General features: G+C 62.1%; 20 protein-coding genes. 6 read left to right on the top strand and 14 right to left on the bottom strand.

Annotation, left to right across the window (positions count from 1 at the left end; translation table 11 throughout):
- Positions 1-19: 19 nt before the first annotated feature.
- A complete protein-coding gene (locus MRY75_RS04100) occupies positions 20-712 on the top strand; it encodes a COQ9 family protein (RefSeq protein WP_292305879.1) in 693 nt (230 codons plus the stop codon).
- 1 nt (position 713) lies between these two features.
- On the opposite strand, the gene MRY75_RS04095 is transcribed toward MRY75_RS04100, so the two are convergent.
- Complete coding sequence (locus MRY75_RS04095) at positions 714-1,352, bottom strand: ribonuclease T2 (protein ID WP_292305878.1); 639 nt, start codon at positions 1,350-1,352, stop codon at positions 714-716.
- Positions 1,353-1,486: 134 nt separating this feature from the next.
- On the opposite strand from MRY75_RS04095, the gene MRY75_RS04090 reads away from it, so the two are divergent.
- On the top strand, positions 1,487-2,257 hold the full coding sequence (locus tag MRY75_RS04090) for a cell cycle transcriptional regulator TrcR (protein ID WP_292305877.1): 771 nt from the start codon (positions 1,487-1,489) through the stop codon (positions 2,255-2,257).
- Between the two features lie 65 nt (positions 2,258-2,322).
- On the opposite strand, the gene MRY75_RS04085 is transcribed toward MRY75_RS04090, so the two are convergent.
- The 7 genes from MRY75_RS04085 to MRY75_RS04055 form a co-directional block, all read right to left on the bottom strand.
- A complete protein-coding gene (locus tag MRY75_RS04085; RefSeq protein ID WP_292305876.1) occupies positions 2,323-2,706 on the bottom strand; it encodes a rhodanese-like domain-containing protein in 384 nt (127 codons plus the stop codon).
- Positions 2,707-2,714: 8 nt separating this feature from the next.
- Complete coding sequence (locus MRY75_RS04080) at positions 2,715-3,614, bottom strand: MBL fold metallo-hydrolase (protein WP_292305875.1); 900 nt, start codon at positions 3,612-3,614, stop codon at positions 2,715-2,717.
- Between the two features lie 71 nt (positions 3,615-3,685).
- On the bottom strand, positions 3,686-4,279 hold the full coding sequence (gene recR / locus MRY75_RS04075) for a recombination mediator RecR (protein WP_292305874.1): 594 nt from the start codon (positions 4,277-4,279) through the stop codon (positions 3,686-3,688).
- 48 nt (positions 4,280-4,327) lie between these two features.
- Positions 4,328-4,672 carry a YbaB/EbfC family nucleoid-associated protein gene (locus tag MRY75_RS04070; RefSeq protein WP_292305873.1) on the bottom strand — a complete coding sequence of 115 codons (345 nt, stop codon included), beginning with the start codon at positions 4,670-4,672 and terminating at the stop codon, positions 4,328-4,330.
- A 15-nt stretch (positions 4,673-4,687) separates the two neighbouring features.
- On the bottom strand, positions 4,688-5,071 hold the full coding sequence (locus MRY75_RS04065; RefSeq protein WP_292305872.1) for a hypothetical protein: 384 nt from the start codon (positions 5,069-5,071) through the stop codon (positions 4,688-4,690).
- A complete protein-coding gene (locus tag MRY75_RS04060; protein ID WP_292305871.1) occupies positions 5,047-6,795 on the bottom strand; it encodes a DNA polymerase III subunit gamma/tau in 1,749 nt (582 codons plus the stop codon). Before MRY75_RS04060 ends, MRY75_RS04065 begins: the two co-directional genes overlap by 25 nt.
- Positions 6,796-6,871: 76 nt before the next feature.
- A complete protein-coding gene (locus tag MRY75_RS04055) occupies positions 6,872-7,765 on the bottom strand; it encodes a helix-turn-helix transcriptional regulator (RefSeq protein WP_292305870.1) in 894 nt (297 codons plus the stop codon).
- A gap of 136 nt (positions 7,766-7,901) precedes the next feature.
- Here MRY75_RS04055 and MRY75_RS04050 point away from each other — a divergent pair, with 136 nt between their 5' ends.
- Together MRY75_RS04050 and MRY75_RS04045 are read left to right on the top strand one after the other, a co-directional pair.
- Positions 7,902-8,198, top strand: a complete 297-nt coding sequence (locus tag MRY75_RS04050; protein ID WP_292305869.1) for a hypothetical protein — start codon at positions 7,902-7,904, stop codon at positions 8,196-8,198.
- A gap of 102 nt (positions 8,199-8,300) precedes the next feature.
- Positions 8,301-9,329 (top strand): fatty acid desaturase, encoded by a 1,029-nt coding sequence (locus tag MRY75_RS04045; RefSeq protein WP_292305868.1) that lies wholly within the window; start codon positions 8,301-8,303, stop codon positions 9,327-9,329.
- Positions 9,330-9,453: 124 nt separating this feature from the next.
- On the opposite strand, the gene dctP is transcribed toward MRY75_RS04045, so the two are convergent.
- From dctP to MRY75_RS04015, 6 genes are all read right to left on the bottom strand, one after another.
- Positions 9,454-10,512 (bottom strand): TRAP transporter substrate-binding protein DctP, encoded by a 1,059-nt coding sequence (gene dctP, locus MRY75_RS04040; protein ID WP_292305867.1) that lies wholly within the window; start codon positions 10,510-10,512, stop codon positions 9,454-9,456.
- Between the two features lie 58 nt (positions 10,513-10,570).
- Positions 10,571-11,860, bottom strand: coding sequence for a TRAP transporter large permease (locus MRY75_RS04035; protein WP_292305866.1), 1,290 nt, complete (start codon positions 11,858-11,860; stop codon positions 10,571-10,573).
- Positions 11,861-11,864: 4 nt separating this feature from the next.
- On the bottom strand, positions 11,865-12,443 hold the full coding sequence (locus MRY75_RS04030; protein WP_292305865.1) for a TRAP transporter small permease subunit: 579 nt from the start codon (positions 12,441-12,443) through the stop codon (positions 11,865-11,867).
- A gap of 69 nt (positions 12,444-12,512) precedes the next feature.
- The gene (locus tag MRY75_RS04025) at positions 12,513-13,019 is read right to left on the bottom strand and encodes a flavin reductase family protein (RefSeq protein ID WP_292305864.1); all 507 of its coding nucleotides are present in this window, start codon (positions 13,017-13,019) and stop codon (positions 12,513-12,515) included.
- 8 nt (positions 13,020-13,027) lie between these two features.
- Positions 13,028-13,915, bottom strand: a complete 888-nt coding sequence (locus tag MRY75_RS04020; protein WP_292305863.1) for an aldo/keto reductase — start codon at positions 13,913-13,915, stop codon at positions 13,028-13,030.
- Between the two features lie 166 nt (positions 13,916-14,081).
- Positions 14,082-15,236 (bottom strand): LLM class flavin-dependent oxidoreductase, encoded by a 1,155-nt coding sequence (locus MRY75_RS04015; protein ID WP_292305862.1) that lies wholly within the window; start codon positions 15,234-15,236, stop codon positions 14,082-14,084.
- Positions 15,237-15,321: 85 nt separating this feature from the next.
- Here MRY75_RS04015 and MRY75_RS04010 point away from each other — a divergent pair, with 85 nt between their 5' ends.
- Positions 15,322-16,023, top strand: coding sequence for a GntR family transcriptional regulator (locus tag MRY75_RS04010; RefSeq protein WP_292305861.1), 702 nt, complete (start codon positions 15,322-15,324; stop codon positions 16,021-16,023).
- A 9-nt stretch (positions 16,024-16,032) separates the two neighbouring features.
- Entirely contained in the window at positions 16,033-17,124 is a 1,092-nt protein-coding gene (locus MRY75_RS04005; RefSeq protein ID WP_292305860.1) for a Gfo/Idh/MocA family oxidoreductase, read from the top strand.
- Positions 17,125-17,226: the final 102 nt, after the last annotated feature.

Here is a 17,226-nt window from a genome sequence, read left to right as displayed (position 1 = left end):
CCGCACCGGAGGCCAGACCATGACCGACACAGATCGCGACATTGCAACGGAACTGCTCGACGCTGCATTGATGCACGTGCCCTTTGACGGATGGTCCGACACCGCCTTCCGCGCCGCGATCTCGGATGTGGATGTCGCCCCGGCCGTGGCGCGCGGCCTGTTCCCGCGCGGCGCGCTCGATCTTGCTGCTGCGTATCACCGGCGCGGAGACGATGCGATGGTGGCAGCCCTTGAGGCCAGAGACCTGTCGGACATGCGCTTTCGCGACCGTGTGGCGCTGGCCGTGCGCCTTCGGCTCGAACTGGTCGAGGACAAGGAGGCGGTGCGCCGCGGGGCCACGCTTTTTGCCCTGCCCATGCACGCCGCGGAAGGCGCGAGGCTGATCTGGGGCACGGCGGACCGGATCTGGACGGCGCTGGGCGACACGTCGGCCGACATCAACTGGTACACAAAGCGCGCGACACTGTCGGGGGTCTATTCGTCGGCCGTGCTGTACTGGCTCGGCGATGATTCGCTGGACAATCAGGCCACCTGGGCCTTTCTCGACCGTCGCATCGACGACGTCATGCAGATCGAGAAGGTCAAGGCGCAGATGCGCAAGGCGCCGGGCTTTGGCCGATTGGTCAAAGGTGCGGAATCGGTTTTGTCCCGGGTCAAACCGGCCCGCCCGCGCCGCACCGATCTGCCCGGTGGCTGGACTGTGCCGCGCTGAACTAACGGATTGGATCGAACAACGCATCTGTTGCGGTGCAATCCCGGACCACATCCTGTCCGCAAGGCACCGGCTCCAGCGATTTCGACAGGCAGATTCGGGCTTCCTGAATGCGACCCTGTCTGCAGGTGATGGTGATCATGTCCGGTTCAAGCTGCGGGTTGTCCTTCAGGAACGCCTCTTCCACGACCGAAGCGGGCAGGCGCACCACCGTGTCCAGGCGTCGAAAGACATCCGGGCCAACGATTGTGCCGTAAGCGTCGCGCGCAAGGGCATAGTATTCCGAGGCCGACAAGCCCGAGCAGACGCCATGTTTGTTCCACTGATACCAGGCCAGACCCGACGTGCCCATGATGTCTGCCATTTCGGCCGTCATGGATCGGGACGGGTTACGTTCCGACGTCGGGCAGAACGATGGCCAGCCGCGATGGTACTGCGGCCAGAGACCATGCAGCACCCAGCCGAAATCCGCATCCGCAGCGCATTGCGGTGATTGCCGCGCATCCCCTTCCAGCGCGCACCATGTCGGCGACCAGCTGAGCGCCATCACGTAATAATCGAACTCACCCGCGCGTTCGCCCTCGGCCCATGCAACGGGTGCGGCCATCACGCAGGCCAACGCCCAACCCAAAACCCGCATTTGCTCTTTCCTCTTTGCCCTTGCGCGACTATAAGGCCGCCAAGTTCCCTGACAATGGAAACCCGTCCCGGCCGATCCGGGACCTCCCGGAACCCTCCGGGAGAGGGAAGAAGCTTTGCGTAAGGAGACGCGAGATGGGCAAACCGATCATGGCAAAGGCCACCGCCGTCTGGCTGGTGGACAACACGACACTGACCTTCAAGCAGATCGCCGATTTCACCGGCATGCACGAACTCGAGGTTCAGGGCATCGCCGATGGCGACGTGGCGGCCGGGGTCAAAGGGTTTGATCCCATCGCCAACAACCAGCTCGAGCCCGAAGAGATCAAGAAGGGCGAAGCGAACCCGATGCACAAGCTCAAGCTCAAGGTCTATGCCGCGGCTCAGGGCGAGGAAAAGCGCCGTGGCCCGCGTTACACGCCGCTCTCCAAGCGTCAGGACCGTCCAGCGTCGATCCTCTGGCTGGTCAAATTCCATCCCGAGCTGAGCGATGGCCAGATTTCCAAGCTGGTGGGCACCACCAAGCCGACGATTCAGGCGATCCGCGAGCGCACGCACTGGAACATCAACAACATCCAGCCGATCGACCCGGTGGCACTGGGCCTCTGCAAGCAGTCCGAACTGGACGCGGCCGTCGCCAAAGCCGCGAAGAAGCAGGAAGCGGTGATGACCGATGACGAGCGTCGCAAGCTTGTCTCGACCGAGCAGAGCCTTGAGATGGACACGGAACCGCGCTTGCCGACGGCTATCGAAGGGCTCGAAACCTTCAGCCTGTCCGGATCGTCGCAGGACAGCGAAACCGAGCGCCGTGACGACGATTACGCGGATGCGGACAGTTTCTTCAACCTGCCGGACGGCACCCACGATGACGATGACGACGAGGACGACGACGATTACCGTCGCTGATCACGCGCGTCATCCTGACCGAAAAGAACCCGGCCCCACCAGCGGTGCCGGGTTTTTTCATGCGCTTACGCCGTTTTCTGCATTTCCTTGGGCGCACCTGTCGCCATGTCTGTGCCCATATAGGCCAGTCCGGCCTCTTTCCACGCCGCAAAACCACCGGCCATATGGGTAATGCGCTTTTCTCCCGCCGCAAGGCAGAGCTTTGCCACTCGCGCCGACCGGACACCCGATCCGCAGTGAAAGACGATCTGTTTCTTTGATTGGTCCGGCATGTGGTTGGGCTGGAATGCCTGCATCGGGGCAAGAAGCGCGCCGTTGATCCTTTCGAGCGCGAATTCCTGCGGCGTGCGGACGTCGATCAGGACGATCCTGTCCTCGGCAAACGCGGCCGCGACCTCGTCTGGCGTCCAGTGTTCAAGCGTGCCGGTCTCGGTGGTTTCGATATCCATGACGTCTCCTAAAACTTGTTCATCGGAAGTTTCAAATAGCTGTGCCCGTCGCGTTCGGGCTCCGGAGCGCGCCCGGCCCGGAGATTCATCTGCAGAACGTGCAGCATGCGGTCGGGCAGGGACAGCGTTTTGTCACGCGCGTCGCGTCGCGCGATGTAATCGTCCCGCGAGACACCGCCGCCAATATGGACGTTGTGCCGACGCTGCTGGGCGACGGTAGAAACCCAGGCAGGGTCGGTCCGGTATCTTGTCCCGTAATCATGTCCGACAAACAACCGTGTATGGTCGGGCAGGGCGAGAATGGCCTGCAACGACTCCCACAGATCGGCCGCCGTGCCGCCCGGGAAATCCGCGCGGGACGTGCCGGCATCTGGCTGCATGAACGTGTCGTGCACAAACGCCGCATCATCACCGACCAAATATGTGATCGACCCCAGCGTGTGGCCGGGCGACAGCATCACACGGACCGGCAGGTCCCCGATCTGAAACGTATCGCCATCGGCAAACAGATGGTCGAAATCCCGGGCCGGATCGAACGCGTCTGGCAGATGATAGATGTCGCGCCACAGATCGGCGATCTCCTTCACCTTCTCGCCAATCGCGTTTGGCTGGCCCAACCTGTCTTTCAGATAGGATGATGCCATGAGGTGATCAGCATGTGGATGCGTGTCGAGGATCCACACGATCTCGACGCCCTCTGCCTCGGCAAATCGCAGGATCGCGTCGACACTGCCCGTATGCGTCGAGGCGCTTTGTGGATCGAAGGTCAGCACCGTGTCGATCAGCGCGGCCTTCCGCGTCTCCGGGTCGACGGCAAGATATTGGATACTGCCGGTGTCGGCATCATAGAAGCCCGTTACCTCCGGGGAGGCGTGGCCGTTCGATTTGCTTGTTCCTGAAACTGTCATGACGCTCCTTCTCTCCTTTGGGAGATCAACAGACAGGTGTCAAAACATGTTCCAATTTTTATATATGTTGTTCAGAGAGGTTTGCGCGCGTTCATGGCTGCGGTGATCGTCCCCTCGTCAAGGTAATCCAGCTCACCGCCGATGGGCACGCCCTGCGCAAGCGACGTGAGCGCCACGCGTCCCTCTAGTTGATCCGCGATGTAGTGGGCCGTGGTCTGCCCGTCGATCGTGGCATTGAGCGCGAGGATCACCTCGGTGATCTCTTCGCTGTCCACGCGGGCCGAAAGCTTGGGAATGCGCAGCTCGTCCGGACCTACCTGATCCAGCGCCGACAGTGTGCCGCCCAAGACATGATAGCGCCCTTTGAAGACGCCCGACCGCTCCATCGCCCAAAGATCGGACACGTCTTCAACCACACAGAGCAACCCGTTGTTGCGCTGATTGTCCTGACAGATGTCGCAGATGTCCTGCGTGCCGATATTGCCGCAGTTCAGACATTCGCGCGCATCCCGGGCCACGCGGGTCATCAACTCGGCCAGTGGCCCCAGCAACAACCCGCGCTTGCGGATCATGTGCAACACGGCACGGCGGGCCGACCGGGGGCCCAGCCCCGGCAGCCGCGCCATCATCGCGATGAGCGCCTCGATGTCGCCGCCGTCCCGCATGTGTCAGACCCAACCGATCGATTTGAGTACGCTGCGCGTCCGGGACCCTCAGAACGGAAGCTTCATCCCCGGCGGCAGGCCCAGACCTTCGGTCAGCTTGCCCATCTCTTCCTGCGCCTTGTCCTGCGCCTTCTGCTGCGCATCCTTGATCGCGGCCAGGATCAGGTCTTCGACAACTTCCTTGTCATCCCCGTTGAAGATCGACGGGTCGATGTCGAGCCCGGTCAGCTCACCCTTGGCGGTGGCCGTGGCCTTGACCAGACCCGCGCCGCTTTCGCCGGTCACGGTCATGGTGGCCAGATCTTCCTGCATCTGGGCCATCTTGCCCTGCATTTCCTGCGCGGCCTTCATCATCTTGGCCATGTCGCCCATCTGGCCCAAACCCTTGAACATGTTTCTCTCCGTAGGTCAGCGCCCCTTCAGCGGAGGCGCGGTGTAAAAGATCATCCCGACACATATTGCAGCGATCACGCCAATGAACAAGGCAGGCGACCCCACGCAGCCTTCCGCCATCGCGGCTTTACGCGACGCGGGGGCCAACATGGTCAGGAAGGTGACAAAGGCTGTCCAGCCCAGAACCACCGCAAGGGACCCCCACTGGCTCTTGAACCGGATTGCGATTGCGGTGCCCAAGAGCAGAACCAAAGCCGCAGGCGACGACGCCAGAAACACCGCTTCCTGCACGGCACTCACCGGTGCGCCATCCCAGCCGGGGCGTTGCACCGCGCAGTCCTGCGCCATGGCAGCCCCGGGCAGGAGCGACAGGATCACTCCTCCTCGAATGGGTCCCATTCGTCTTCCACTTCGGGCAAGGCTTCCGCTTCGGCCACGGCGGCCAGTTGATCCGGTGTGCGCACCTCTTCGATCACAGCGCCGGGAAAGGCGTCGAGCACGGCCTTGACCAGAGGGTGAGCCGCGGCTTCCTCCTTGATTGCGATTTCGGCGGCGTCGCGCGTCTCGACAATGGTGGGTGCCTCTGATCCGTTGACCAAAGTCACCGCCCAGCGATTACCTGTCCAGCGCTGCAAGGCACCACCAAGGCGCTGCGCCAGATCGGCGGGGGCATTGTCGGTCGGCGTGAATTCGATCCGCCCGGGCTGATAGGCGGCGAGGCGCACGCAGCCTTCGACTTCGACCAGCAGTTTGACATCGCGATTGGCGCGGATCAGTTCGATCACATGCTCGAAGGTCGGATACCGCGCCAGCGCCTGATCCGCCGCAAGCGCAACCGCCGCACCACCGTATGAGGCATGTGGGCCGTTAGACGACGTATGGGTTGGGGCATGGCCGCCCATCGCCTGCGTCCGCGTGGCCCCCCCAACCGACATTCCATTTCCAGATGGCGGTGGTGGGGGCGGCGTATCCTGCAACCTTTTCACAAGGTCCTCAGGGCTGGGCAATTCCGACACATGAGTCATGCGGATGATCGCCATTTCGGCGGCCATCATCGCGTTCGGCGCCTGCGCCACCTCGTCCAGCGCCTTGAGCAGCATCTGCCACAGCCGCGTCAGCGGGCGCATGCCAAGCGCGTTCGCGAAGTCCTGCCCGCGCTGGCGTTCGTCCGGGCTGATCGTGGGGTCTTCGGCGGCTTCGGGGGTAATCTTGACCACGGAAATCCAATGCGTGATTTCCGCGAGATCGCGCAGCACTGCCATCGGGTCGGCCCCATCGGCGTATTGCGCGCTCAACTCCGTCAGCGCGCCCGCCGCGTCGCCTTTCATCACCAGATCGAAGAGGTCGAGCACGCGGCCCCGGTCAGCCAGACCCAACATCGCGCGCACCTGCTCGGCGGTGGTTTCCCCCGCACCATGGCTGATCGCCTGATCCAGAAGTGAGGTCGCATCCCGGGCAGAGCCCTCGGCGGCGCGTGTGATCAAAGCCAGCGCATCATCCGTGATCTCGGCATTTTCGCGCGTCGCGATCTTGCGCAGAAGCGTGATCATCATCTCCGGCTCGATCCGCCGCAGATCGAACCGCTGGCAGCGCGACAGCACCGTGACGGGAACCTTGCGGATCTCGGTGGTGGCAAAGATGAACTTCACATGCGCGGGTGGTTCTTCCAGCGTCTTCAAGAGCGCGTTGAACGCACTGGTCGACAGCATGTGGACTTCGTCGATGATGTAGATCTTGTAACGGGCTGATGCCGCCCGGTAATGCACGGAATCGATGATCTCGCGGATGTCGCCCACACCCGTCCGCGAGGCGGCGTCCATCTCCATCACGTCGACATGGCGGCCTTCCATGATCGCCACGCAATGTTCGCACTGGCCGCAGGGTTCGGTTGTCGGTCCGCCGGTGCCATCCGGTCCGATACAGTTCAGCCCTTTCGCGATGATCCGCGCGGTGGTGGTTTTGCCGATCCCGCGAATCCCGGTCATGACGAAAGCCTGCGCGATCCGGTCCGCGGCAAAGGCATTCTTCAGCGTGCGCACCATGGCCTCTTGCCCGACGAGGTGGGCAAAGGTTTCGGGGCGATACTTGCGGGCAAGCACCTGATAGGGGGTTGCGTCAGTCATTCCGGTATCCTTGGTTCATCGCCGAACCTAAGCCGGGCGCACCGCAGCGTCCACCATATGTCGCGTGAATTTCGCGCTAACCGTTCCAGCGGACGGTTCCAGCATCCGAGATATCGTATCCTTTGAGCCCCGCCGCGTGATCCGCAAAAGCCGGGCTGCGCAGGAAGGCCAGAAAGCGCTGCATCGGAGGATCGAAATAGGCGCGGCGGTCGACCACGATATCAAAGCTTTCCTCGATCTGAGCAACAAAACCGAGATGGTGCTGTTCGGCGAGCGCCTCGAGGCCGAAAGTCGCATCAGACGCGCCGGTCGCAACGTCCAGAACCGCATCCGCTTCGCTGCGGGCCACCGGACGCATGCGAATGGTCTCAGGCGGAATGGCCGCTTCGCGCAAAAGATGGTCGAACAGGCTCCGCGATCCTGCGCCCACCTGCCGGGGGGTGATCGTGCGTCCAACCAGATCGCCAAGTCCGGTGATCTCATTGACCAGTTCGGGTCGGACCACCAGCCCACGCCGACGTTTGGCAAACCCAAGAAGCACGCTCGGCGTGCCGCGAAGCAGCGCATCCACCGCCTCGATGTTCCATGTTCCGGAGGCTGCGTCGAACATGTGCAGCCCGGCCCCAAGACCATCGCGGGCGACAAACCGGTCCAATCCGTCCTGGGACCCGTCAAAGAACGTCGCAATGCCGCATTCGGATTGGCGCAACGCCCAGTCGAGCAGGGGATCATGGCTGCCCAGGAACACCACCGGACGTGCGGAGTCGACCTGCGCCGTTCCGGTCTGGCCGCGCTCCAGCCAGCGCCGCACGGCCTGTTCGGGAAACAGCAGCTTTCCGGTGACCTTCGAACAGGGAACGGCACCGGTGGCGGCAAGATCGTAGACCTTGCGCTCCTTGATGCGCAGCAGCGCCGCAAGCTCCGGCACGGTGAGGTAGCGTTCTGCAGTGGATGTGTCAGCGTTCGTCATAGCGGGCCGACTATGTCCCAGAGACCGACGCGCGGCAAGATGCACATCACTGCAGAGCATCGTCGCGCCACGTGTCCATTGGCCCGTCGCGCCGATCTTGGCTAGGTGGTGTCCGGGGCCTGTGTGGGAGAAGAGCATGACATCGACATTACCAACCGACCTCCGCGAGGGCGAAATCGCAACCGACGCGCCGCCCCCTGACAATGCGCGGCTGCAGTTCATCGGGACGATCCGCACACCCTTCGTCACGCGCGACCTCTGCCCGCGTCAGGGGCGGTTGGAAGGGCCGGAGTGCCGGCTGGAACTGCTGCCCCACTGGGAACCCGCGCTTGAAGGGCCCGACTGCATCGACGAAACGCCGCTGCTCGACATCAAGCCGGAACGCTGTTCCTGCACGCCACAGGCCCCGGACAATTCGGCCGATCACGACTGACAGTGGCAAAATGCCTCGGATGGCCCGTGGACTGCGAAGAAGCGTAGGCGGATTGCCTCTCATCGGATAGAACGCTGCAACCGATACAACAAAAGCAGGCTTATGTCCGAGCAGTTCACGATTACCGGGCAGACGCCCGTGCCGACCTCCGCCAAAGACTGGGTTCAAATTCTCGCCAAATATCGCGAACCTGACGCGATGCGCAGCTCGTTCGAGCTGGCCGTCACGCTGGGGCCGTTCGTGGCGCTATGGGCCGCCGCATGGTGGGCCATGGGCGTCAGCTACCGGTTGACCTTTGCGCTCTCCTGCGTGAATGCGGCTTTCCTCTTGCGGCTCTTCATCATCCAGCATGATTGCGGGCATGGCGCGTTCTACAACAACCGCACGCTCAGCGACTGGCTGGGCCGTGTGCTGGGTGTGCTGACGCTCACGCCCTATGATGTCTGGCGACGGACCCATTCGATCCACCATAGCACCCATGGCAATCTCGACCGTCGCGGCATCGGCGACGTGCACACCATGACCGTGGCCGAATACAAGGCGCTGTCGGGCTGGAGCAAGCTGATGTACCGGCTTTACCGGCATCCGATCATCCTGTTCGGCTTGGGGCCGGGATATCTCTTCCTGCTGCAGAATCGCATCCCGCTGGGGCTGATGTCCAGCGTCCGCTACTGGGCCAGCGCGATGGGAACGAATGCCGCGATCCTGTCAGGCCTGCTCGTGATGCTTTATTTCGGGGGCCTGATGCCGATCCTGCTGATCTTCCTGCCATCGACGTTGCTTGCAGCAACGGCGGGGGTCTGGCTCTTCTACGTCCAGCACCAGTTCGAAACCACGTTCTGGGATCAGGGCGAGGGCTGGCAATTGCACGATGCGGCCCTGCATGGCAGTTCGTATTACGTGCTGCCCAAGCTGCTGCAATGGCTCAGCGGGAATATCGGCATCCACCACGTCCACCATCTTTACAGCCGCATCCCCTTCTACCGGCTGCCCGAAGTGGTCCGTGATCACGCCAGCCTTGCCGATCACAACCGCATGACCATCCGCGAAAGCTTTGCCAATGCGCGGCTGCATCTCTGGGACGAAGGCTCGCGCCGCCTGCTCTCGTTCCGCGACGCCCGGTCTCTCTGATCCCGCCACTTGCGCCGGCCGGGCATCCGCGCGGCCCATCCGGAAACATCCCAAACAAAAAGGCCGCCCCGAAAGGCGGCCTTTTCGATTGTCTGAAAGCGTCCATCGCGCTATCCGAACCTGATCAGTTCAGGTCGGCTTCGTACTCCGCCGCCAGATCGGCCTCGGCTTCGGCCACGGCCTTGGTCAGTGCTTCGAAGATTTCCGGACCGCCATCGACGTTCTCCTGGAACCAGTCAAAGACCGGGGCTGCCGCTTCGCGGAAGGCTTCCTTTTCTTCCGGCGTCGGCACGTAGAGATCACCGCCACCCGCGACGAATTCCTCGTAGGCCTGGATCGATTTGCGCTTGGGCGAGGCGAAGGTCGCCTGCTGGAGTGCTGCAAAGCCGTCGACGACGACGCGGCGCAGGTCTTCGGGCATGGACATGAATTTTTCGTTGTTCATGACCCAGATCGCCCCCATGTAGGCGTGGCCGTCGAGCGTCAGGTATTGCAGACCCGCATCCGGGAATTTCATGCCCATGATGTCGGTGATGCCGTTCTTGGAGCCGTCCACCACACCGGTCTGGATCGAGGTGAAGAGTTCCGGCCAGCTGATCGGGGTCGGGGCAGCACCAAGCACCTTGACCAGTTCCTGCGGCAGGTCGGCGACGACGGTGCGGATCTTGAGACCGGCGAGATCTTCCGGCTTGGTCACGCGGCGCTGCGTGTTGGCGAAATTGCGCCAGCCGCCGGTGTTGCCGATGGTCATGATGCGGATCGTGTCGCCGGAATCCTCAAGCGCCATGGTGCGCATGGTGCGGGTGAAATCGCCCGACAGCACGTGTTCGGCTACGCGGTCGTCGGACATCAGATAGGGCAGGTCGAGCACCTGCACATAGGGGAAGATGCCAGCCGCGCCGCCCGAGGTTGTCACGAACACGTCGATGGAGCCGTCGGACACACCCTGCAGACATTCCGCACCGCCCGAGCACAGCTGCGTGCCGATGAAGAGCTCCACCGCGATGCGGCCGTTCGAGGCGTTCTCGACATGGTTCTTGAACACCACGAGACCGTCATAGTCTTCGTCGTTCTCGTTCGAGTTGGCCGTGGCGCGGATGGTGAAATCCTGTGCCGCCGCTGTCATCGCGCTTCCGGCGAGCAAGGCCGCCGTCAGTGCCACTTTTGTAAGACCTTTGAGCATGGTGTACTCCCTGTTGCTTTCTCGTGGTCGGTTACACGGGCCGTGTGACCCGCAGATGTCAGTCCGCAAACCCGGTGAGGCGCGGAATGGTCATGGAGATTTCCGGGATGAAGGTGATCAGGAAGATCACCACGATTTCGATGAAAAGGAACGGCAGGATCGCCTTGGAAATGGTCTCGACCCGTTCGCCGGACACGCTTGAGGCGACGAAGAGAACGAGTCCCATCGGCGGTGTGGCCAGCCCCACGGTCAGGTTGACGGACATGATGATCGCGAAATGGATCGGATCGACACCCAGATCGACGAAAATCGGCCCGAGGATCGGCCCGAGGATGATGATCGCCGGACCTGCATCGAGGAACATGCCGACGACGAACAGAAGCAGGTTGATCAGGAAGAGCAGGATTAACGGGTTCTGGCTCAGGCCCAGCACGAATTCGGCCAAGATCTCGGGGGTGTGTGACAGCGACACCACCGTTTTGAACGCCATCGCGGCCCCCACGAGCAGCAGCACGGTGGCCGATGTCATGGCAGCGCGCATGAACACATCCGGCAGATCGCGGACCGACAGGGTGCGCAGGATGAACATGCCGACGATGATCGCATAGCCCACAGCCACGGCGGCGGCCTCGGTCGGGGTGAAGACACCGCCCAGGATGCCGCCGAGGATGATCACCGGGGTCATCAGCGGGAAGAACGCCTTGAGCGAGGCATTGCCCCTCTCGCCCCAGCTTGCCTTCTGGCGCGAAGCCGGGAAGTCGTATTTGTCGGCCATGAACTTGACCATGATCATCAGGCCGACACCGACGAGGATGCCGGGGATGATGCCCGCAAGGAACAGGGCCGCGACGGATTCGCCCATCACGTAGGCGTAGATGATCATGATGCCCGATGGCGGGATGATCGGGCCGATGACGGAACTCGCGGCGGTGATCGCAGCGGCGAATTTGCGGGTATAGCCCTCTTTCTCCATCGCCGGGATCAGCATCGATCCAAGCGCCGAGGTGTCCGCTACGGCAGAACCGGACAGGCCCGCGAACAGCATGGAACTGAGCACGTTCACATGCGCCAGACCGCCGCGGAAATGGCCCATCATGGCCTGGCTGAACTCGACCAGCCGCATGGTGATGCCGCCGCGGTTCATCAACTCGCCCGCAAGCATGAAGAAGGGGATCGCCATCAGCGGAAAGGACGCCATGCCGTTATAGACGTTGCGATAGAGCAGGATCAGATCGCGGTCCTGACCATTGAGCCAGAGCAGAATGCCGGGGGCCGCGAGCATGCCGAAGAACACCGGCAAGCCGATCATCAGGAACAGCAGAAAGAGGGGCAGGAACCAGACCAGCATCGCGTTACTCCGCCGTCAGTTCGGCATCAAAGGCGGGCCGCAAGCGGTCCTCTCCTCCGGCCAGGGTGATGAGGTTGCGCAGGATCAACTCGATATTGACCACGAAAAGCAGCCAGAGACCCGTCACAAGAGACGCGATCTGCCAGGAATTGGGCATCTTTTCCCACCCGTCCGGGGTGGGGTACTTGAGCGACGCGCTTTTGAACTTGCCCGCAAGGCTGGTCATTTCCCCCAAGCCCATCTGGGCGCCGATATAGAGCACGAGGCCCGAAATCAGCAGAAGCACCAGCGCGAGAACCGCCGCGCCTCGCTTGGGCAGGGCTGAGGACAGAATTTCCAGCGCCACAAAGCCCCCGCGCCGATAGGCCGAGGGCGCGATGACGGCGGTCATCCAGAGCATGAGGAAAATGGCGGCTTCTTCCGGCCAGGGCAGGGCATTGCCAAGGACGTAGCGGCAAAAGACCTGAAGCAGGATTGCACAGACCATCAGGCCAATGGCCACGATCGCGATCCAGCGTCCGAGCCGCAGCACTATGTCGAGCACAGCTTCCAATGGCTTCAAGAGCCAGAGCAATATGGCCATGCGGCCTCCTCCCAATCCCTCACCGGTCTCCCGCCGGCGGCCCCGCTTTTTCTTGTCTGTCGGGGCGGTTTATGTCGCCTCGGTAAATCCTCCGTAGCGTCCGCTGAAAAACAGAAGCGGGTCCCCAGCGCGAGTGGTGACCCGACGCACGCGCGCGACCACGATCGAATGATCCCCGCCGTCATGCTCGGCCACCTTGGTACATTCGAACCGGCTCAGACATCCGTTGAGCAATGGCACGCCTTCATCGCCGGTTTCCCAATCGAATTGGTCGAACGGGTTGCCATTGCGGGCAAAGGCCGTGCAGAGCGCAGCCTGGTCCGCGCCGACAACATGAATGGCGAAATGATCGGCCGCCATGAAAAAGGGATAGCGGCTTGACGACTTGGCCGGCGACCAGAGCACCAGCGGCGGGTCGAGCGATACGCTGGCAAAGCTGTTGGCGGTGATGCCCAGTGGGCCGTCACCTGCATCGCAGGTGATGATGGTGACCCCGGTTCCGAAACGGCCAAGGGCATCGCGAAACTCGCGGGCATTGTCCTGTGCGGGATCGAAACTATGCGTCAAGGCGTTCATCGCGTGTCTCAGGCCACTTCGTGTCCAAGGGCGTGGGTGTAAAGGTCAAACCATGTCTCCCGGTCGATCTGTATCTTTGCAGCATCGCCGATGCGGGCAATGCGGTCCAGATTGTTGGTGCCGAGGACAGGTAGAATGCGCGCCGGATGCGCCAAGAGCCAGGCGACTGCGACTGCCGCTTCATCGACGCCGTGATCATCGCCGATTGTCTTGAGCGCGGTGCGCAGCGCTGCGTTGTGCTGTTCGAAGAGCGCACCGCCCCCCAGCGGCGACCAGGCCATGAGAGGCTGGCCGTTCTTCTGGTGGAACGCGATATCGCCATTGGTGAAGGGGGCGTGGTGCAGCAGGCTGATCTCGATCTGATTGGTGACCAGCGGCGTGTTCATCGACGCCTGCAGCAGCTCCCAATCCCAGGGACGGAAGTTCGAAACACCAACCGCGCGGACCTTGCCGCTTGCCACAACCTCGTCCAGCGCCGCTCCGGTTTCGCAGGCATCCATCAGCGGGTCGGGGCGGTGGATTAGCAGAAGGTCAATATGGTCGATCTTCATCAGCCGCAGGGAATGGTCGACCGAAGACAGGATATGCGCGCGCGACGTGTCGTAGTATTTGACACGCGCGTTGGCATAGCGCCCCACAGGGGCCACGATATCGCATTTGGTGACGATCTCGATCCGGTTGCGCAGCTCGGGTGTGAGTGCGGTGCCAAGGATTTCCTCGGCCTCGTAGCCGCCATAGATGTCGGCCTGATCCATCGTCGTGATGCCCTGATCGAGGCAGGCGCTGATCTTGTTGCGGATGTGGTCCACGCTGGTGTCGGCATCGTCACCCAGCCGCCACATGCCATAGACAAGGCGGCTCATTTCGAGGGCGTCGTTCAGTCTTACGCGGTCCATGGTCATCCTTGTGCGTTCGTAGATTTCGGTTTGTGGAGCCGAGACATGCCGCGCGCCATTGCTTGGGAAGCATGTGCTCTGCGGTTTGGTTTGCGGCGTGTGACTAGATTCTTCGTAGAAGAATCTAAGCGCGCTCCATAAAATTCTGGTAAACCGTTCAGGGGCATCAGCGACGCTCCCCGGCGCCCAATGGCGTCATCGGCGTGCCCGCGGGCACTCGGCCATAGGCATGGTTCAGTTGCACGGTCTTGAGCTGCGGCAAGACCCGGCTGCCGAAATGGCGGCATTCGTCCAGATGCGGATAGCCCGACAGGATGAACGCGCGGATGCCCATCTTTTGGTACTGCTCCAGCTCGCTCAGCACCTGATCGGTGGATCCCACCAGCGCCGCGCCACAGCCCGAGCGCGCCCGGCCCACACCGGTCCAGAGATGCGGCTCCACAAAGCCTTCCATATCCGCCAGTTCGCGGTTCTTGGCCTGATGCGATACACCAAGCGAGGTCGCGTCCAGTGCCCGTTCGCGGATCGTCCTGCCCTGTTCGTCGTCCAGCTTGCTGACGATGTGCTGCGCGTATTCGCGGGCCTCGGCCTCGGTGTCGCGGACGATGACATGAACACGCAGGCCGTAATCAAGTGTACGGCCATAGCGTTCTGCCACCGCGTTCACGTCTTTCATCCGCTGCGCCAGCGCCTCTTTCGGCTCGGGCCACATGAGGTAGACATCGCAATGCTGCCCACAGAGTTCCAGCGCGTCGGGGGAATAGCCGCCGAAATAGAGTAGCGGGCCACCTGTCTGATACGGCACCGCCGGATCGGTGGTCAGCCCTTCGAAAGTGTAGACCTCGCCCTTGTAGGTGATCTCGCCCTGTGTCCACGCTTGCTTGAGGATCTCCACCACCTCGCGGGAGCGCTGGTAGCGCAGTTTGCTGTCTTCCTTTTCGCCCGGGAAATCCGAGGAGATGATGTTCACCGTCAGCCGCCCTTCGAGCATGTGGTCGAGTGTTGCAATCGTGCGGGCCAGCATGATTGGCTGCATTTCCCCGCAACGCACAGCGGCCAGCATATTGATCTTGTCGGTGATCGGCGCGCAGCCGGCGACGAAGCTGAGCGTGTCCTGTCCAACCTGATAAGACGACGGGCACAGGATGTTGCGGAACCCCTGCGCCTCGGCCTCTTTCACGATGGACGAGCAATGCGCAAAGCTGGAACGCAGGTTTCCGTCAGGCACGCCGAGGAATTCATAGTCGTCGGAACACAGCGCCGCGAACCACGAAACCTCCACCGCGTCGAGGTCAGGTGAGGTGATCGGCACGATGGTCATAAGGTGTCTCCGGGGCGCATGATTTCCCCTTGCGTAGCATCGCCAAAAATGTAGATCAATAGTGTATCAATTTTTGGTGCGAGAAATGTCCGACACGCATGCCCTGCCGAAATATGTGCAGATCAGCGAATTGCTGATCCGCGACATTCAGGCTGGTCGCCTCGTCGATGGCGAACGCCTGCCTCCGGAACGCGAGATGGCATCGAAACTCGGCATTTCGGTGGGCACCCTGCGCAAGTCACTGAATGAACTGACGGCGCTGGGCCTGCTGGAGCGTGTGCAGGGGTCGGGCAACTATATCTGCGCCCAGGAAGACACGCAGTCTGTCTACGCGTTCTTCCGGGTCGAGCTGATCGAGGGGGGCGGGTTGCCCACCGCCGAACTTTTGTCGGTGACGCGGCTTGTCAAGCCTGACGGCTTGCCGCGCTTTGGCGCATCGGACCAAGGGCACCGGATTCGCCGGTTGCGGCGGTTGAACGGCGTGCCCGCCGTGCTTGAGGAAATCTGGCTTGACGGCAGCTATGTCGACCGGATCGACGCGGTGGCGCTGCGGGAGTCTTTGTATCTCTACTACCGTGAATCTCTGGGTCTCTGGATCACCAAGGCGGTGGACCGGCTGGATCTGGACGCCGTGCCGGACTGGGCCCCGGCCAGCTTTGGCCTGTCTGCCGGGAAGCCCTGCATGCGGGCGACACGGGTCAGCTATGGCCCCGAAGGCGAGGCGGCCGAGGCCTCGTGGAACTGGATCAACACAGACGTCGCGCGCTATGTCGCGCGCATCACCTGAAGGACAGACATGAAAGTCATCAATTACGGCATCATCGGATGCGGCATGATGGGGCAGGAGCACCTGCGCAATATCGCCTTGCTCGACAGCGCGCGGGTGGCGGCGATCTATGAGCCGGACGAGATCATGGCGGCCGCAGCCAAGGCGATTGCGGGGAACGCGACGCTCGAGGCGTCGATCGAAGATCTGTTGGCGCGCGATGATCTTGACTGTCTGCTTGTGGCGAGCCCCAACCATTGCCACATCGACGCGCTGGAGCAGATCGCGGAACTCAACCCGCTGCCGCTCTTGATGGAAAAGCCGCTTTATACCGACCCCGCCGACATCGCGCGCATCGAAGCGATTGCGGCGAGCTACCCCGCACCGATCTGGGTGGCGATGGAATACCGCTACATGCCCCCCATCCAGACCTTTGCCGAGGAGGTGCAGCGCGCCACGGGGGGGGTGAAGATGCTTACCATCCGCGAACACCGCTTTCCCTTTCTGCACAAGGTGGGCGACTGGAACCGCTTCAACCGCAACACCGGAGGCACGCTGGTCGAAAAGTGCTGTCACTTCTTCGACCTCATGCGCCTGATCCTTGGCTCCGACCCGGTGCGCGTGACCGCGAGCGCTGGGCAGGAGGTGAACCATCTGGATGAGGCCTATAATGGAGAGGTGCCCGACATCTGGGACACCGCCTATGTGATCGTCGATTTCGCCAATGGCGCACGGGCGATGCTGGAGCTGTGCATGTATGCGGAAGGCTCGAAATACCAGGAAGAGATCAGCGCGGTCGGTCCCAATGGCAAGATCGAGGCCTTCGTGCCCGGTCCGGGCCGGTTCTGGCCAACCCATCTGGGCGCACCGCCCGTGGCGCAGGTGATCATCAGCCCGCGCCATCCAAAAGGGCCGCAAGCGGTCGATATTCCGGTCGATCCGACGATCCTCGAAGCGGGCGATCACAATGGATCGACCTTCTATCAGCATGCACGCTTCCTGGATCTGGTGCGAAATGGAGGGGTTCCCGAGGTGTCAATACAGGATGGTGCCTGGGCCGTGCGGATAGGGCTTGCTGCGCAGAATTCTGCGCAAACTCATAGCGTTATCGATGCATTCTGACCGCCTTTGCGGCGGGCTTTTCCCGCAACACTCGGACGAAAAGGGGAAAAAAACGTAATTTCGCCATATTCAACGCTTTGCCCAAAGCCTTTTTTCATCTAT

The organism is Marivita sp. (genome assembly GCF_022763305.1).
Lineage (GTDB): Bacteria > Pseudomonadota > Alphaproteobacteria > Rhodobacterales > Rhodobacteraceae > Marivita.
The sequence above is the reverse complement of the archived record's forward strand: the minus strand, read 5'-3'. Positions and strand labels throughout refer to the sequence as shown.

What these genes read in the sequence shown, in the direction of transcription:
- MRY75_RS04100 (WP_292305879.1), top strand. Translation starts at nt 20, where the DNA reads ATGACCGACACAGATCGCGACATTGCAACGGAACTGCTCGACGCTGCA.
- MRY75_RS04095 (WP_292305878.1), bottom strand. Translation starts at nt 1,352, where the DNA reads ATGCGGGTTTTGGGTTGGGCGTTGGCCTGCGTGATGGCCGCACCCGTT.
- MRY75_RS04090 (WP_292305877.1), top strand. Translation starts at nt 1,487, where the DNA reads ATGGGCAAACCGATCATGGCAAAGGCCACCGCCGTCTGGCTGGTGGAC.
- MRY75_RS04085 (WP_292305876.1), bottom strand. Translation starts at nt 2,706, where the DNA reads ATGGATATCGAAACCACCGAGACCGGCACGCTTGAACACTGGACGCCA.
- MRY75_RS04080 (WP_292305875.1), bottom strand. Translation starts at nt 3,614, where the DNA reads ATGACAGTTTCAGGAACAAGCAAATCGAACGGCCACGCCTCCCCGGAG.
- recR (WP_292305874.1), bottom strand. Translation starts at nt 4,279, where the DNA reads ATGCGGGACGGCGGCGACATCGAGGCGCTCATCGCGATGATGGCGCGG.
- MRY75_RS04070 (WP_292305873.1), bottom strand. Translation starts at nt 4,672, where the DNA reads ATGTTCAAGGGTTTGGGCCAGATGGGCGACATGGCCAAGATGATGAAG.
- MRY75_RS04065 (WP_292305872.1), bottom strand. Translation starts at nt 5,071, where the DNA reads ATGGGACCCATTCGAGGAGGAGTGATCCTGTCGCTCCTGCCCGGGGCT.
- MRY75_RS04060 (WP_292305871.1), bottom strand. Translation starts at nt 6,795, where the DNA reads ATGACTGACGCAACCCCCTATCAGGTGCTTGCCCGCAAGTATCGCCCC.
- MRY75_RS04055 (WP_292305870.1), bottom strand. Translation starts at nt 7,765, where the DNA reads ATGACGAACGCTGACACATCCACTGCAGAACGCTACCTCACCGTGCCG.
- MRY75_RS04050 (WP_292305869.1), top strand. Translation starts at nt 7,902, where the DNA reads ATGACATCGACATTACCAACCGACCTCCGCGAGGGCGAAATCGCAACC.
- MRY75_RS04045 (WP_292305868.1), top strand. Translation starts at nt 8,301, where the DNA reads ATGTCCGAGCAGTTCACGATTACCGGGCAGACGCCCGTGCCGACCTCC.
- dctP (WP_292305867.1), bottom strand. Translation starts at nt 10,512, where the DNA reads ATGCTCAAAGGTCTTACAAAAGTGGCACTGACGGCGGCCTTGCTCGCC.
- MRY75_RS04035 (WP_292305866.1), bottom strand. Translation starts at nt 11,860, where the DNA reads ATGCTGGTCTGGTTCCTGCCCCTCTTTCTGCTGTTCCTGATGATCGGC.
- MRY75_RS04030 (WP_292305865.1), bottom strand. Translation starts at nt 12,443, where the DNA reads ATGGCCATATTGCTCTGGCTCTTGAAGCCATTGGAAGCTGTGCTCGAC.
- MRY75_RS04025 (WP_292305864.1), bottom strand. Translation starts at nt 13,019, where the DNA reads ATGAACGCCTTGACGCATAGTTTCGATCCCGCACAGGACAATGCCCGC.
- MRY75_RS04020 (WP_292305863.1), bottom strand. Translation starts at nt 13,915, where the DNA reads ATGGACCGCGTAAGACTGAACGACGCCCTCGAAATGAGCCGCCTTGTC.
- MRY75_RS04015 (WP_292305862.1), bottom strand. Translation starts at nt 15,236, where the DNA reads ATGACCATCGTGCCGATCACCTCACCTGACCTCGACGCGGTGGAGGTT.
- MRY75_RS04010 (WP_292305861.1), top strand. Translation starts at nt 15,322, where the DNA reads ATGTCCGACACGCATGCCCTGCCGAAATATGTGCAGATCAGCGAATTG.
- MRY75_RS04005 (WP_292305860.1), top strand. Translation starts at nt 16,033, where the DNA reads ATGAAAGTCATCAATTACGGCATCATCGGATGCGGCATGATGGGGCAG.